This is a genomic window from Enterococcus sp. DIV2449a (assembly GCF_051711225.1).
Lineage (GTDB): Bacteria > Bacillota > Bacilli > Lactobacillales > Enterococcaceae > Enterococcus_D > Enterococcus_D casseliflavus.
The window spans coordinates 2,997,300-3,013,324 of record NZ_JBIOME010000001.1 but is presented as its reverse complement, the minus strand read 5'-3'; the positions used below and the strand labels follow the sequence as shown (position 1 = coordinate 3,013,324).

At 44.4% G+C, this 16,025-nt stretch carries 13 protein-coding genes; 6 read left to right on the top strand and 7 right to left on the bottom strand.

Features of this window, described 5'->3' with window-relative positions; translation table 11 throughout:
• Window positions 1-32: 32 nt before the first annotated feature.
• Complete coding sequence (locus IGI76_RS14320; protein ID WP_005228070.1) at window positions 33-893, bottom strand: MurR/RpiR family transcriptional regulator; 861 nt, start codon at window positions 891-893, stop codon at window positions 33-35.
• 216 nt (window positions 894-1,109) lie between these two features.
• Between IGI76_RS14320 and rpsO the strand changes: the two genes are divergently transcribed.
• From rpsO to celB, 4 genes are all read left to right on the top strand, one after another.
• On the top strand, window positions 1,110-1,379 hold the full coding sequence (gene rpsO / locus IGI76_RS14315; protein ID WP_005228072.1) for a 30S ribosomal protein S15: 270 nt from the start codon (window positions 1,110-1,112) through the stop codon (window positions 1,377-1,379).
• Window positions 1,380-1,849: 470 nt separating this feature from the next.
• Complete coding sequence (gene pnp / locus IGI76_RS14310; protein ID WP_005231801.1) at window positions 1,850-3,967, top strand: polyribonucleotide nucleotidyltransferase; 2,118 nt, start codon at window positions 1,850-1,852, stop codon at window positions 3,965-3,967.
• A gap of 210 nt (window positions 3,968-4,177) precedes the next feature.
• The gene (locus tag IGI76_RS14305; RefSeq protein WP_060791523.1) at window positions 4,178-5,578 is read left to right on the top strand and encodes a glycoside hydrolase family 1 protein; all 1,401 of its coding nucleotides are present in this window, start codon (window positions 4,178-4,180) and stop codon (window positions 5,576-5,578) included.
• Between the two features lie 2 nt (window positions 5,579-5,580).
• The gene (gene celB, locus IGI76_RS14300) at window positions 5,581-6,921 is read left to right on the top strand and encodes a PTS cellobiose transporter subunit IIC (RefSeq protein WP_060791522.1); all 1,341 of its coding nucleotides are present in this window, start codon (window positions 5,581-5,583) and stop codon (window positions 6,919-6,921) included.
• 82 nt (window positions 6,922-7,003) lie between these two features.
• Here the strand turns inward: celB and IGI76_RS14295 are convergent, their stop codons facing one another.
• From IGI76_RS14295 to mvk, 5 genes are all read right to left on the bottom strand, one after another.
• The gene (locus IGI76_RS14295) at window positions 7,004-8,926 is read right to left on the bottom strand and encodes a heavy metal translocating P-type ATPase (protein ID WP_438781648.1); all 1,923 of its coding nucleotides are present in this window, start codon (window positions 8,924-8,926) and stop codon (window positions 7,004-7,006) included.
• 293 nt (window positions 8,927-9,219) lie between these two features.
• Complete coding sequence (gene fni, locus IGI76_RS14290) at window positions 9,220-10,260, bottom strand: type 2 isopentenyl-diphosphate Delta-isomerase (protein ID WP_060791520.1); 1,041 nt, start codon at window positions 10,258-10,260, stop codon at window positions 9,220-9,222.
• Complete coding sequence (locus IGI76_RS14285; protein WP_016609860.1) at window positions 10,257-11,339, bottom strand: phosphomevalonate kinase; 1,083 nt, start codon at window positions 11,337-11,339, stop codon at window positions 10,257-10,259. The genes fni and IGI76_RS14285 overlap by 4 nt, the downstream gene beginning before the upstream one ends.
• 36 nt (window positions 11,340-11,375) lie before the next feature.
• Entirely contained in the window at window positions 11,376-12,374 is a 999-nt protein-coding gene (mvaD, locus tag IGI76_RS14280) for a diphosphomevalonate decarboxylase (protein WP_060791519.1), read from the bottom strand.
• On the bottom strand, window positions 12,367-13,299 hold the full coding sequence (gene mvk / locus IGI76_RS14275; protein ID WP_206617834.1) for a mevalonate kinase: 933 nt from the start codon (window positions 13,297-13,299) through the stop codon (window positions 12,367-12,369). Before mvk ends, mvaD begins: the two co-directional genes overlap by 8 nt.
• Window positions 13,300-13,604: 305 nt before the next feature.
• On the opposite strand from mvk, the gene IGI76_RS14270 reads away from it, so the two are divergent.
• A complete protein-coding gene (locus IGI76_RS14270; protein ID WP_010749130.1) occupies window positions 13,605-14,249 on the top strand; it encodes a deoxynucleoside kinase in 645 nt (214 codons plus the stop codon).
• A gap of 89 nt (window positions 14,250-14,338) precedes the next feature.
• On the top strand, window positions 14,339-15,244 hold the full coding sequence (locus IGI76_RS14265) for a magnesium transporter CorA family protein (protein ID WP_060791518.1): 906 nt from the start codon (window positions 14,339-14,341) through the stop codon (window positions 15,242-15,244).
• Here IGI76_RS14265 and IGI76_RS14260 read toward each other — a convergent pair.
• Window positions 15,241-15,876: a pentapeptide repeat-containing protein gene (locus IGI76_RS14260; RefSeq protein ID WP_010749132.1), complete on the bottom strand. Its 636-nt coding sequence runs from the start codon at window positions 15,874-15,876 to the stop codon at window positions 15,241-15,243. The genes IGI76_RS14265 and IGI76_RS14260 overlap by 4 nt on opposite strands.
• Window positions 15,877-16,025: the final 149 nt, after the last annotated feature.

Sequence of the window (16,025 nt, the reverse complement as noted above, 5' to 3'; positions counted from 1 at the left end):
GTTCCTGCGGATTTCTTTTGGGTATGAACATTTTACAAATACTTCTCACGAAAATCAGCGATGGCTTGGCGTGACGCATAGATATTTCGTGCCAACTTTTCATTTTTACTTAAAAAGACATAGAAAAGGACATCGACCGCCAATAGGTGGGCGATGATTGAATTGGTAGCGGCACTCCGCTGGTTGGCTTCTTTGGAACGGGACACTTGTAGGGGAACATCCGCCAACTTCGTCAACGGGTTGCTGCCAAAGCGGGTGAGTGACAGGATCGGAACGCCAAGATTTTTAGCGATTTCGGCTAAGTGAACCATCTCAGGCGTGTGTCCACTGTTGGAAATGACCCAGACCAGACTTTTTTTCTCGTTTTTGACAAGTTGCGGCAACAAGAGATTGTAGTCATTTTCAAACACGACGATCTTGCCTAAACGAGTCCATTTTTGTTGGATATCTTGTGCGATCAATGAGGAAGCACCGATCCCGCAGACAAAGATGCGTTCACGAGTCGCGATCAGTTCAGCGGCAGCCAACATCAGCTGTTCTTCTAATAATTGAGCCGTCTCATTCATAGTCACCTGGGCATTGTGGCTCAATTTTGAGGTGATGGCATGAAAGGGCTCGTTTAATTCAACATCGGCATAGCCTAAATGCTCATTGGCATTGTGGCGCAAGCCGGATTCGGCAGATAATTGTATTTTTAAATCTGTCAAACTAGCAAAGCCGGTTTTTTTCGCAAAACGGACAACGGTTGGTGCACTGATCCCAGTGGCTTCTGCTAATTGACTCGCAGTCATCGACGGCACTTTTTCAGGATTGGCCTCCATGAATGCGAAGAGTTTCTTCTCAGAAAGCGATAATTCATTTTTCATGCTCTCGATTCGGGAAAGAACGCTCATCCTTACACTTCCTTTAGATAGAGTAGTATCCTAAGTATAACATAAGTTTTGGAGGAGCTTTCAAAAGAAACGAAAAGAATAGGTAGATAAACTTGCTTTTTTACTTAGAATCAAGTAAAGTAATTACGTGTGAAAAGCACAGTACCTGTTACTTGGTTTAACGAATCACCAACGTTTTACTCAGTCGCAGGGGAAAAAGAAAAAGAGGTGAAAAACATGGCAATTTCAAAAGAACGCAAAAACGAAATCATCAACAAATTTGCACGTCATGAAGGAGATACTGGTTCTCCAGAAGTTCAAATCGCTGTTTTAACAGAAGAAATCAACCATTTGAACGAACATGCACGTATGCACAAAAAAGACCACCATTCATACCGTGGGTTGATGAAAAAAGTTGGACATCGTCGTAACTTATTGGCTTACCTACGTCAAAAAGACGTACAACGTTACCGCGAATTAATCCAAGCTTTAGGATTACGTCGTTAATCAAACAAAGAAAAGTGAGGTTCAACCCGAATCTCACTTTTTTGCTATGAATCACTGCGACTGGGCGGCGCAAGCCGCACAGAGCAGATGATGAATAGTACTAGGCGAGAGCAGCGAGCGTAGTGACCAAGCAGCGGAATCACTGCGACTGGGCGGCGTAAGCCGCACAGAGCAGATGATGAAACCTACTAGGCGAGAGCAGCGAGCGTAGTAACCAAGCAGCGGAATCACTGCGACTGCATTGTCGGCTAAAACAGCTGATGCAGTCTGACAGGTGATCTCGAGCCATCTAAAAAGTGAAACACCGAAATAGCGGCCTTTTGACTGGTGAATCAAAAAGCGCAGCCAAAAAGAATTTTGGGTCCTTGTAAGCAGCATCCTACTAACCAAATGAAAGCAGCGGAACGACATTCCGATTTTTTCATTTGTTTAGTAGTGACTTGCTGGGATCCGATGAAAAGGAGCAGAACATGACAGAAAAACAAGTATTCAAAACAACTTGGGGCGGCCGCCCATTAGAAGTAGAAGTTGGCCAATTAGCCAAGCAAGCAAACGGAGCTGTATTGGTTCGTTATGGCGACACGGTTGTCCTAAGTGCAGCGGTTGCATCTAAGGAAGCAAAAGATACCGACTTTTTCCCATTAACGATCAATTACGAAGAAAAAATGTATGCCGTAGGGAAAGTACCTGGTGGCTTTATCAAACGTGAAGGACGTCCAAGTACGGAAGCAACATTGACTGCCCGCTTGATCGACCGTCCGATCCGTCCAATGTTTGCGGAAGGCTTCCGTAACGAAGTACAAGTTACAAACATCGTAATGAGTGTTGAACAAGATTGTACGCCAGCAATGGCAGCAATGTTAGGTTCTTCTTTAGCGTTATCTATTTCAGATATCCCGTTTGACGGACCGATCGCTGGTGTCGATGTCGGTCGGGTCAATGGCGAATATGTCTTGAATCCAACAGTAGAACAAGCAGAACAAACTGATATCGAATTGACAGTAGCTGGAACGAAAAAAGCCATCAACATGGTTGAATCAGGAGCGAAAGAAGTTTCTGAAGAAGACATGTTAGGTGCGTTATTATTCGGTTTTGATGCTATCAAAGAATTGGTTGCCTTCCAAGAAGAAGTTGTCGCAGCTGTGGGCAAACCAAAAATGGAAGTCAAATTGTTACAAGTAGATGCTGACTTGAAAAAAGAAATTTTCGACGGCTACTACCAAACAATGAAAACTGCTGTTATGACGGAAGAAAAATTGGCTCGTGAAGACGAGATCGATAAAGTCAAAGACACAGTGAAAGAAGTATATGCAGAAAAATTTGCTGGACATGAAGAGGAAGCACAATTCTTGAAAGAAGTGAAACAAATCGCAGAAGATCTTGAAAAAGATGTGGTACGCGAATTGATCACCATCGACAAGATTCGTCCGGATGGCCGTCAATTAGACGAAATCCGTCCATTGGCATCAGAAGTTGGCTTATTGCCACGTGTTCATGGTTCTGGTCTATTTACTCGGGGACAAACTCAAGCATTGTCTGCTTGTACGTTGGCACCTTTAGGTGAACACCAAATCATTGATGGATTAGGGGTTGAAGAATCAAAACGATTCATCCACCATTACAACTTCCCTCAATTTTCTGTTGGTTCGACTGGTCGTGCTGGCTCACCAGGGCGTCGTGAAATCGGTCATGGTGCATTAGGCGAACGTGCCTTAGCACAAGTGATTCCTGATGAAACAGACTTCCCTTACACAATCCGTCTTGTTGCAGAAGTATTAGAATCAAATGGTTCTTCTTCTCAAGCAAGTATTTGTGCAGGAACCTTAGCATTGATGGATGCAGGGGTGCCAATCAAAGCACCAGTTGCAGGTATCGCAATGGGACTTGTATCTGATGGTGAAAACTACACGATCTTAACGGATATCCAAGGCTTAGAAGATCACCTTGGCGATATGGACTTTAAAGTTGCTGGAACCAAAGATGGGATCACTGCGTTACAAATGGATATCAAGATCCAAGGAATCACTGAACAAATCTTGACAGAAGCATTAGATCAAGCGAAAAAAGCACGGATGGAAATCTTAAATGAATTGACATCAACATTGGCTGCTCCTCGTGAAGAGTTAAGCCAATACGCACCGAAGATCGAAATGATCCAAATCGATCCTGCGAAGATCAAAGATGTAATCGGTAAAGGCGGCGACACCATCAATGGCATCATTGATGAAACTGGCGTGAAAATCGATATCGATCAAGACGGAAAAGTTTCGATTGCTTCTGCTGATGCAGAAATGATCCAAAAAGCCATCAAGATCATTGAAGAATTGACGAAAGAAGTAAAAGTTGGCGAAGTGTACCTTGGGAAAGTTGTCCGTATTGAAAAATTCGGTGCGTTTGTCAACTTGATCAAAGGCAAAGACGGCTTAGTTCATATTTCACAACTTGCGAACGAACGGGTCAACAAAGTGGAAGACGTTGTCAAAGAAGGCGACGAAATCTTAGTGAAGGTTACAGAAATCGACAAACAAGGTCGTGTGAACCTTTCAAGAAAAGCACTATTGAACGAAGACAAAGCAGAGAAAAAATAAGCTGCTACTTCTAAATCATAAGCAAAGTCTAGGAAACTGGACTTTGCTTTTTTTGTGTCTAAGTAGCAGCTCTTCAAGAGGGTCTTACTTGACAGGAGTTATTTTTTGCGTTACCGCGAAAAATAAGAGATAATTCAGAATATTGTCTTTGCTATGCAAGCAATAATTCTAAGATGTCAAACGCATCTTATTTAGGATAAGGAGTACGATATGAAACAAACATTTCCAACCGATTTTTTGTGGGGAGCATCGATTTCCGCGCACCAAACCGAAGGGGCGTATCAAACCGACGGTAAGGGGCTGAGTGTCCAAGATACTCGTCCAAGAGACAACCATGAGATCGCAGATTTTACAGTGGCTGTCGACCATTACCACCAGTACAAAGAGGATATCGCCTTGTTAGCAGAAATGGGGATCAAAATTTTCCGCTTTTCGATCGCTTGGTCGCGAATTTTTCCAGAAGGGCGCGGTACCGTCAATCAAAAAGGATTGGATCATTACAGCGATCTCATTGATGAATTGCTGAAACACGGGATTCAGCCCTTTGTGACGTTGAACCATTTTGACTTGCCGCAAGCATTGGAAGACGAAGGCGGCTGGACAAAACGCAGCACCGTTGAGGCATTTGCCGCATATGCCAAAACGCTGTTTACGGCCTATGGGGATCGAGTGACGCACTGGCTGACGATCAATGAACCAAATATCATGCTGCTGGTGGATCAAAAAATATTAGGGAAAAAGATTCCATTATCAGAAAAATACCAGCAATTTCATCACCTGATGATCGCTGAAAAATATGCCTTCGAAGCGTGTCATGAAATCGTTCCAAATGGCAAAATCGGACCGGTGCCAAATATTTCGTTGGTCTATGCGGCGACTAGTCGACCAGAAGACAACCAATCAGCGTTGTACTTCAACAGTGTCCGGAACTGGGCTTACCTTGATTTTGCCTGCTTCGGTCGTTACAACACGGTCTTTCAAGATTATTTGAACCAAAACGGGCTCACGATTGACTTTGGTCCGGAGGATGAGGCGTTGATGAAACGGGCTTTGCCTGACTTTGTCGCGATGAACTTCTACACCACGGTGACAGTGGAGCAGCCGACGGAAGCTGGGGACATGAAAAACGGCATCAGCGATCAGCAAAGTGAAGACATTATGGAACGTGGTTTTTACAAAGGGTTCACCAATACGTTCTTGAAGAAAAATGCCTTCAATTGGACCATCGATCCCTTGGGACTGAAAACGACGTTGCAGACTCTTTATGATCGTTACCACTTGCCGATCATCATTACCGAAAACGGCTTAGGGGCAGAAGATCATCTAGAAGCAGATGGCACGGTTCATGATCCGTACCGTATCGATTATTTGTCGCAGCATATCAGCCAATGCTTAGCCGCGATCAATGCTGGGGTGGATCTGATCGGATACAGTCCGTGGTCTGCCATTGATTTGATCAGTGTACATGAGGGGATTCGAAAACGGTATGGTTTTATTTACGTGGATCGCAATGATGCACAGGAAAAAGAACAAAAACGAGTGAGAAAAGACAGCTTTTATTGGTATCAAAAGCTGATTGAAGAAGGGGCGATCCCTTCGTTGGAGGAGTAACGATGACAAGTGTTTTTACCTTTTTAGAAACGCGTTTGATGCCGCCTTTGAATAAGTTGGCGAATTTACGCTTTATTCGCGCAATCATGCAAGCAGGGATTATTACGGTCCCTTTTACGATCGTCGGATCGATCTTTTTGATCATCAATAATTTACCGCAGATCATTCCACCACTGGCTGGCTTTTTCGAACAAACGATTTTACGATTTTCACCGCTTTATAGTGTCGTGACCACGATGTCTGTCGGCTCGATTGCTGTTTTTTATTGTTTAGCAACAGGGTATTATTTAACTGAGATTTATCATAAAGAAGATCATTTGACTATGAGCAGTTTTGTAGGGGCGTTATTAAGTTTGTTTGCCTTTTTAATGACGATCGTCCAAGTCGACATTACCGATGGGGCAGCTCAATTGCTGCAGTCAGACAGCGAAACTGCCATTGTTTACAATGGAATCGCCATAGGCGGTTGGATCACACGCTTTAGCGGGGTAGGCATCTTTATTGGGATTATCACCGCAGTGCTTGCTACGTCGGTCTATCGTTTTTGTGTAAGAAGAAAGATCACCATCCAGATGCCTGAAGGGGTTCCTGATGGAGTCAGCAAAGCATTTGCGTCATTGATCCCAGCGATTTTGATCGCCTTTTTGATGGTGGCGATCAACGGGGTACTGGCGGTTTTCCACACGGATCTTCACGGATTGCTGTCCAAACCATTTGAATTCGTGAAAGAGTTGACGGGTTCTTGGTTAGGAATCATCGTGATTATGCTCCTTATCCATCTCTTATGGGCAGTGGGGGTTCATGGGACGGCTGTTATTAAAAATAGTTTCATCAATCCCATCCTTTTGGTGGCTCTAACGGAAAATATCGATGGTGCCAATAATATTTTTGCTGGGGATTTCGTGAACATGTATATTTTTATGGGCGGCGCAGGCAGTACGCTTGGATTGGTTTTATTGATGCTGTTTGTGGCAAAATCACAACAGCTCAAAGTCTTAGGAAAAGCAGCGATCTTACCAGGGCTTTTTAATATCAATGAACCAGTGATCTTCGGGGCACCGATCGTCTACAATCCGTATTTGATCATCCCCTTTATCATAACCCCTTTGATCAACGTCACGATTGCTTACTTTGCTAGCTCATTTGGCTTTGTCGATAAAGTCATTACTGGCATTCCCTGGATCTCGCCAGTCGGAATTGGGGCGTTTTTAGGAACTGGCGGTGATTTCCGAGCCATCCTGATCGCTTTGATCAACTTAGGGGTTTCCATTCTCTGCTATTATCCATTCTTTAAGATGTACGATGGCAAACTCTACACGGAACAACTTGCCAATCACGCATAAATAGGAAAAAACAGCAAAACGCCCGTTGATGGACTTCTAGTGAAGTGCCAACAACGGGCGTTTTTTCTAATGCAAGTAGTGATCACGTATGCAAAGACTGTTGATACAAAACGCAATCATCACAATCTTTGCGAGTTGGTTTGGCTTGCTGGGGTGTTTCTTTGTGTAATGGCAAAAGCATACGCAACCCGTTTAAGATGACTAAGATCGTGCTTCCTTCATGACCCACGACCCCTAGAGGCAGCGTGAGAAATTCAAGGAAGTTTGAAGCAATCAGCAACAAGATGACACTGATAGAAAAGACGATGTTTTGTTTGATGATCCGCTGTAATTTTTTAGCCAAACGGTGACTGTCGACCAAGCGCAGCAAATCATTTTTCATCAAGACGATGTCCGCCACATCCATTGCGACGTCAGTTCCTTCGCCCATCGCGATTCCTACACTTGCGGTCGCTAAGGCGGGGGCATCATTGATCCCATCACCGACCATCGCATTGATTTTGTAGGTTTCTTTCATTTCTTTGATCCGAGTGGTTTTCTCATCAGGCAGGCAATCACTTTCGTAGTCAGACAAGCCGATTTCTGCTGCGATCACTTTAGCAGTACCTAAATGATCACCCGTCAGCATCGTCGTGTGAATCCCCTGCTCATTGAAGTAGGCAAGACTCTCACGAGCTTCAGGACGGGGCTGATCCAATAGCGCTAAATACCCTGCTAACACACGGTCACGATTGATATAAATCAAGGTTTTTCCAGCTGCTTTCAATTCGTGGATGCGAGTTTGCTCATTGGCAGCAACAGATGTTAGATCGACTTCTTTTCCAATCGTCCAATGGGCAGCTTGGTAAGTGGCGGCTAGACCGACCCCCGCTTGTTCTTCCACGGCTAATTCCAATGGCTTTTCATCGTGAAAATACGCCAAGATCGCTTCAGCCAATGGGTGATTTGATTGTTTTTCCATCCCGACGATCAGTTGGGGAATAAAGGGTTCATCCAGCAACAGATGGACATCAGTGACAGCAGGTTTGCCACGAGTCAGCGTTCCGGTTTTGTCAAAAGCGATCGCTTTGACATTGGCAAAGGCATCCAAGGCTTGTCCGCCTTTGCATAAAACGCCCAAACGAGCAGCGTGAGAAATGGCTGCTAAGGTCGCAGGAGTAGCAGAGGCGACTAAGGCACAAGGAGATGCCACCACCAGTAAGACCATGCCGCGATAAAAGCTTTCTTGGAACCCCCAATTCGTGAAAAACGTACACAAAACGATCATTAGCGGGACGGCGATCAAGACGATCGGCACATAGATCCGTTCGATTTTTTCAATCAGGGTCGCCGTTTGACTTGGCATTTGCTGTGCTTCTTCCACCAATTGAATGATTTTTGCAAAGCGGGTGTTTTCACTCGTTTGGGTAACTTCAATGTACAATGGCTGACCGAGGTTGATGGTTCCGCCAAATACTTCACTGCCCAAACGTTTCTCGACAGGAATGGATTCGCCACTGATGGCCGCCTCATCAACGCTGCTGTTTCCTTGGATCACGATACCGTCGATCGGGATCGCACTGCCTTTTGCCACCATAATCGCATCTTTTAACTGAAGGGCTTCCACTGGTACTTCGACGAGCTCTCCACTTTCAATCATTTTTAAGGCAGTCGTTGGTTGCAGTGCCATTAATGAACTAATTTCTCGCGTACTTTTGTTGGTCGTATATTCCTCAAGGGCACCGCTCAAACAAAAGATAAAGGTCAACATCGCCCCTTCAAACCAATGACCAATGATACAGGCACCAATGGCGGCTAATGCCATCAATAGATCGACGTTTAACCGTTTGTCGTGCACCAATTCTTGCGTGCCTTCCCAGGTTTGTTTCCAACCACCAGCAAGAATCGCTAACAGATAAGGGACAAAGCTATAAGGAATGGAAAAAGATGCCATAAGAAAGCCAGTTGCCATCAATAGCAAACAAGCGATCGTTGAAAAAACAGCCGACGATTCTGATTTACTCATAAGAAACGCCTCCTTTTGAATGTAGTCTAGGAATGAAAAACCGATCCTTTTCTCAAGAAATAATCGATTGTTCCTCCCTCAACTTGAGCATAGCACATTCGAAAACAAGATGGTAAAAAAACAACGTACCTGATAATGAAAGTGATTATCAAGTAGCGATTAAATAACGCTACTATCCAAATGATAAATGGAAACTTACTATTATAGAAAAAAGAACACAAAAAAAGCAGCACAATAAAAAACGAATTGTACTGCTTTTACTTATTTGATGTGGTAGTCAGCGATTGGATCTCTCAACGCAAACTATACTTTGCTAAGGGAATTTGACGTGCTTCACACCACTCTTTGACAGCGCCAGAAAAAATCAGCTGAACCTTGGTGAGGTCTTTAGTGCTTGTCTGTCCTGCCATTGTGTAGAGCAGCTGCAGCTGTTCCTTCCATGATTGTAAGGTGGCGATGGTTTCTTCTTTGCCTTTTGACAAAAGCAGCACGAGGATCGTGGCGGATAGTCCTACGCTATCCGCACCAAGGCAAAGTGCTTTGAAGATATCGTAAGCATCCCGAACGCCGCCTGAAGCGATGCGGGTAAAGGGCTGTTGGATCTCATTTGCTTCCAGCAAGGAAATCACGGTGGATTGGCCGAAGGTATCAAGATACGCCAATTCACGTTTTTTTCGACGAGCATTTTCGATTTGCGTAAAACTTGTGCCGCCGCTACCAGCAACATCAATCGTTTGTACGCCGATCGCCAGTAACTGCTGGATCGTTTCACGGGACATCCCAAAGCCGACTTCTTTGATGACAACCGGAACGGCAACGGAAGCAATCGTTTTTTCCAATAAGGACAGCCATTGGCTAAATTGACGATCGCCTTCGGGCATCACTAATTCTTGTGGTGCATTAAGATGGATCTGCAAGGCGTCGGCGCCAAACAGTTCTACTGCCCGTTGTGCATTTTCAACGGGACTGCCCGCACCAATATTGGCTAATAAGAAGCCGTCAGGATTGGCTTTGCGGACGATGCGGAAAGAATCGGCGACACTTGGGTCTTTTAAGGCAGCCGAAACGGAGCCGGTTGCCATCATCAAATCACAGGCTTGCGCGATCTCTGCTAACTCTTGATTGATTTTTAAGGTTTTTTCACTGCCGCCTGTCATGGCATTGATGAAAAAAGGGCTGGAAAATGAGCGGTCAAAGACAGTCGTCGTAATTGCCACATCAGCCACGTCAATTTGCGGAAAGGACTGGTGGACCAAGCGAACTGCATCAAAATCGTTGCTGTGTTCTTTATGAAACGCTTTTGCTAAGGAAACATGTTCATCTTTTCGATTCATGATAGGTCCTCCCGGTAATGGTAAACATGCAGCGGCAATGGGGTGATCTCGGCTTTTTCCCACGCACTCATCAATGGTAAAATACCGGTTTTCTGGTCAACGATCACGATGCCGCAATCGCCACCGCCGGCACCAGAAGATTTGGCTGCGCCACAATAATTTTCTGCTAGATCACAAAGCTTTTTAAGTGCGGGGGTTTCAATCGGTACACCAGTTAGTGCAGACAACTCTCGCAGGAGCTTTCGATTTTCCGTGATCATTTTTTTGATCGTGCGACTGTCTTCATTTAAGAAGCCGTCGATCAATCGATTGACGCAGTCTTTGCTGGCTGCTAAAAAGGCAGCATAGGCGTTTTCTTTTTCTTCTTTGGATTGATAGACTTGATCCACTAAATCAGAGGTGGAGGCAGGAGAGCCTGTCCAGCCAATCAGCAGTCGAAGAGATTTCGGAACCGTCAAGGGACGGATCGATAATCCTGGCCAATCGAAAGCGATCAATTCTGTTAAGGTATGGTCTTTTTGTTTGGCTAAGACCCAGTCGTGATCGAAGGTTGAAAAAGCGATCCAGCCGCCATAGCAAGAGGCCGCAATATCACCGCACGACCCATTGCCTTGAACAGCGAGATGGGCAAGAGCCGCAATTTTGAATTGGGTCAACCGATCCATTTCCATTTGATAGTACAGATTCAATGCTTTGACCGTGGCAACAGTCACGGCACCGCTGGAACCGAGGCCATATTTGCGACCATTCGAGTTATCCAGTTCACTGGTCACTTTTAAATCGTAAAAGGAAAGGGGGATGCCTTTTTCTTGGGCATATTTTTCCGTCAGACGAATGGCTGCCAAAATATAGTGGAACGGGTTATCCCGGTGGTCTAAGACTAATTCGCCTTTGCGACGCGTCCAGCGAATCGGCAGGTCGCTGTATTGGGCAGACTGGATGCTGCCGTTTTTACGGGCCTCTTCAACAGTGACCGTGATAAATTGGTCAACGGCAACGATGATTGCAGGATGACCAGGTTCGACAACGGCGTATTCACCAGCAATAAATAGTTTTCCAGGAACGGATAGTTCAATCATTTCGACACTCCTAATCGATGGCTTCTTAATGGCTTCTTAGTTGATAGGGGAAGATTCTTCCACCGGTAAAAAGGCTAATCCTTTGCCCGCATGAGCAGTTACTAATTGTTCTGAGGCAAAGTGAGCACTTAATTCACGTAAAATCGTTTGTTCTTCTTGTTTTTGGCATAAAACTTTGACATTGGGACCAGCATCCATCGTGAAATAGCAAGCCAATCCTTTTTTTCGCAGCATTCGGACACATTCCATGGCTCGCAAAGATTCAGAAGACCAATAAGTAAAAGGTGGTTCGGCGGCTAAGGTCGTTCCATGCATTTTCAAGGCGTTGGCCTCGGTCGTTTCACCTAAAGCAGTAAAGTCTTTTTCGGCAATCGCTTGTTTCATTTTCACGAGATCGCTCGCAGTGGCAGAAAGCCAGCCTGGATAAAAGCTAGAGGTTTCAACGGTTCGGCGCATCCCCTCACGACTGGAGACTTCTTTGGCTTGTGCGTTGATCAAAATAAAAATCATACTCAATTCTTCTTCCCAGCCATTCGACGGCACTTGGGTGGCAAAAGAAGTCTCATCGGTGCCTTGATGCCATTCAGCAAAACCGCCGTAGATACTCCGACAAGCCGAACCAGAACCGCGACGGGCCAAACGGGATAACTCTTGCTCCGACAAGTTTAAGTCCAGTGCTTCACTACAGGCACCCGCCAATGCCGCTAATCCGCTGGCAGAAGAGGCAAGTCCAGCAGCGGTTGGGACGAAGTTTTGACTTTCCACCGTGGCATACCACGGGCAGTCCGCTTTTTTTCGTACCAGATCCAAAAAGTCCGCAACTTTTTTTGTGGCAGCGTCTGTTTGCACCACACCATCCAATGTAAAGCGATCCTGTGTAAAATCGGGTGAAAAAGCCACCGTTGTTTCTGTGTAAAAAGCATCGAGGGTCAGGGACAAACTATTGTTCATCGGTAAAATGAAAGTTTCGTCTTGTTTTCCCCAATACTTGATCAATGCGATATTCGTGTAGGCGCGAGCCTTTCCCTTATACATGTTCATAAACTCCTAATCCTTGTATCCATGCCGCACGAGCGCCATCGGACAATAAAATACGGCTGATATTCTCAGCCTGTTCCTTCGTTTTGGTTAGTGCGATCATACAGCCGCCTCGGCCCCCGCCGGTCAGCTTCGCCCCATAAGCCCCGTGTGCCAATGCTGAGGAAACCAACTGATCCAGTTGCTGATTGCTGACTCCTAACTGCTGCAGTGCCTGATGGGCATTGTTCATGCTTTCGCCTAATACTTCTAATTGATTGGCTATGATGGCCTCTTTGGCTCTTTTGGTTTCGATCCCTAAACGCTGGATCGCTTGACTAGCCAGCTGCTTGCTGGTTTCAAAAAGATGGGCGACACTTTTGACAGCTTCTCTCGTTTGCCCTTTGATGCCAGTATCAGCGACGAGCAAATAACCGTCGATCGTGAGGGGAAACGAAGTGATGGGATGCCCTTTGATGAAGTAAATGGCATCCGTCCCACTGGTTGCCGCAGCATCGATCCCGCTAGGATTGCCGTGAGCGATTTTTTCAGAAAAGTTGACATAGGTCATCAATTCTTCTTTTGTAAAATCTTTTTTGATCCAATCAAAAAAAGCGCGAGTCAGTGCAACAGCGACCGCCGCGCTAGAACCCATTCCCCGTTCAGAAGGGATGGTGCTGACGATGGAGGTTGCAAAAGGACCCGTGTGGAAATCTTGTTGCAGACGATGCAGCAAGTCTTTGACATTTTTTAAGTGGCTGGGGACTTCTTCAAGCAGACCGTGATAGTAACTTGAAATCAAGGTGTTTGTTTCATTTGCTGTGATCTCGACTTGTACTTTTGCTCCCGCAAAAGGGAAAGCAATTGCTGGTTCACCGTAAACAACTGAATGTTCACCCATTAAGATGATTTTTCCTGTAGCTATGCCAGTACCAATTGACATTATTTTCCTCATTTCTCTAGGGAGCTTACCCCACATGATTCATTTATCGTTTGTCAGTCAATTGTAACTATCTCCTGACAAAAACACAATTTAATTAAAGATCCTTTCCTATTTTACTAGAAGAAGGCTCTTTCGTTAAGCATTCCGTATGAGATTTCAAAAAAAAGCAAAAATCTTTAAACTTTTATTGAAAAACTTCTTGATCTGTGCTTCAAAAGTTTCAGTTGACGGCACAAGATATAGTATTGTATAGTTGATATCGCAAATGCAACATACAATATTTAGTGATGAGTGAGTTGGGGGATATGAGCGTGATCGTATTAGCAGGAACGATTGGTGCCGGTAAATCAAGTTTGACCGCATTGATCGCCAATCATTTTGGCAGTCAAGCCTTTTATGAATCGATCGATGACAATGAAGTGTTACCATTATTTTATGCAGATCCAAATAAATATGCGTTTTTACTGCAAATCTATTTCTTAAATAAACGATTTGAAAGTATCAAGCAAGCTATGAAAGACGACAATAACGTCTTGGACCGTTCCATTTATGAGGATTCACTGTTGTTCCATTTAAATGCGGACCTTGGGCGAGCAACCGATACCGAGGTCAAAGTCTATGATGAATTGTTAGCCAATATGTTGGAAGAGCTGCCGTATGCAGCCCACAAAAAGCATCCAGATCTTTTGGTGCATATTCGCGTTTCTTTTGAAACGATGTTGGAGCGTATTGAAAAACGCGGGCGGGAATACGAACAATTGACCTTTGATCCTTCGTTATACGACTACTACAAAGAGTTGAACAAACGCTACGATCAATGGTACGAAGAGTACAATGAGAGTCCAAAGATTCAGATCGATGGCGATCAATTCAATTTTGTCGAAGACCCGCAAGCGGCACAGGCCGTTTTAACAATGGTGGAAGATGCTTTGAAAGACGCCCGCAAATAGCAATAGCCGATACAGCCAGAAAAGTCCTTTGATTGGGCTTCTGGCTGTTTTCTTTTATAATAGAAGAAAGCAAGAGTGGAGGATGGACTGTGGAAAACAAACATGTCTTTTATGATGGAAACTATGAATGGATTCAAGTCGACCAGCAAGACGCAAAAAGCGTGATGGCACTACAAAAACAATATCATCTTTCGGATGAGATGCTTACGTATTCTCTAGATAAAAACGAACGCGCACGAGTCGAATACGATGCCGAAGAAGAAGCATTGCTGCTGGTTTTCAACGTACCTCAGCAAGAAAAGCGAGACAATCATTTTGAGACCAGCCCAATGACGTTTATTTTAAAAAAGAAGCAGATCTTTACTTTTGCCTCCCATGATACCCGTTATGTGATTCCGATGATGGAGCGCTTGATCCTGCAAAAGCCGCAGCAAACACCGCTGCACTTTTTGTTTCAAAGCTTATTCTTGATTTCAGGCACGTTTTTTCCGCTAGTCGAAGAAGTCAATAGTGAACGGATTCGCTTGAATCAGCGACTACGGGAAAAAACCACCAATAAAAACCTGCTGCAAATGTCCGATTTGGAAGTTGGTTTAGTCTTTTTAGTGTCTGCTACGAAACAAAATGCGGTCCTCTTGGAGCAGATCAAAGCGTTATCCATTTATCGCTTGATGGATGATGACGAGCGGGAACAGCTGGATGATGCCCTGATCGAAGCCAAACAGGCAGTGGAAATGACGTTGCTGGCTTTTCAAATTTTAGAGCAACTATCTGGAACCTATAATAATCTGTTAAACAATAACTTGAATGATACCATGAAGTTTTTGACCGTTTGGTCTCTCTTATTGACTGTGCCTTCCATCGTCACCAGTTTCTTTGGCATGAATGTTCCACTGCCTTTTACCAATAGTATTTTCGGTTGGGGGATTGCCTTATTGATCAGTTTAGTGTTATCCATCTGGATGTTGATTGCTTTATGGCGCAGAATTCGTTAATCGATCACCAAACCTAGACCGGCGGCGATGACCAAGGCTTGTTCTTGATCGACCGTTAGTCCCCGCAATTGTTCAAAGGACAACGCGATCTTTTGAAATTGATTGGTCCGAAAATCTAAAGTTGCTAATTTTGTGTGAAACCAGTTGCTATTGTTCAACTGGTTTTCTTGTAGCGTCAAGTGTTTCCAATCCATCTCATAAAACTCACTGTCGTTTAGTTGACACTGACGAAACAGCATCGTCCGTAAATTGGTGTTGCTAAAAGAAGCGAAGTTCGCCACGCAATCTTCAAAGGTGCAGTCACGGAAATAGCTTTCCGCAAAATTGGTGCCAGTCAATTTGCATTGTTTAAAGTGAACCCGATGAAAGCTGGCGCCAAAACATTCCAGATTAGAAAAATCGCAATTCTCAAAAAGAACGTTTTGGCATTCCCATTGACTCAAGCGTGTTTTTTGCATCGTCACTTTCTTGAAATGACATTGCTTCAAGATGAGATTTTTGCAAGCATCATAGCTATAGTCACCGCCTTCGAAGAAAGCACCTTCGAAAAGCAGTTCTTCTTCTAAATAAAAATCCTGTGGCTCTAATGCCGACAATAAGGGCGGTAGTGGCAATACGATTTTTTTCTTCATCAAGATCCCATCCTATCTGTTTTTCTCTTCAGTATAACACGGCGAATCGCTGCCGCAACAGGTACGAAAAAGCGGTAGAATATTGTGAAATTTATTCAATCGGTTTGCAGAATGCTTTTATAACAAGGAAAATCCTTAGGTTTAAATAC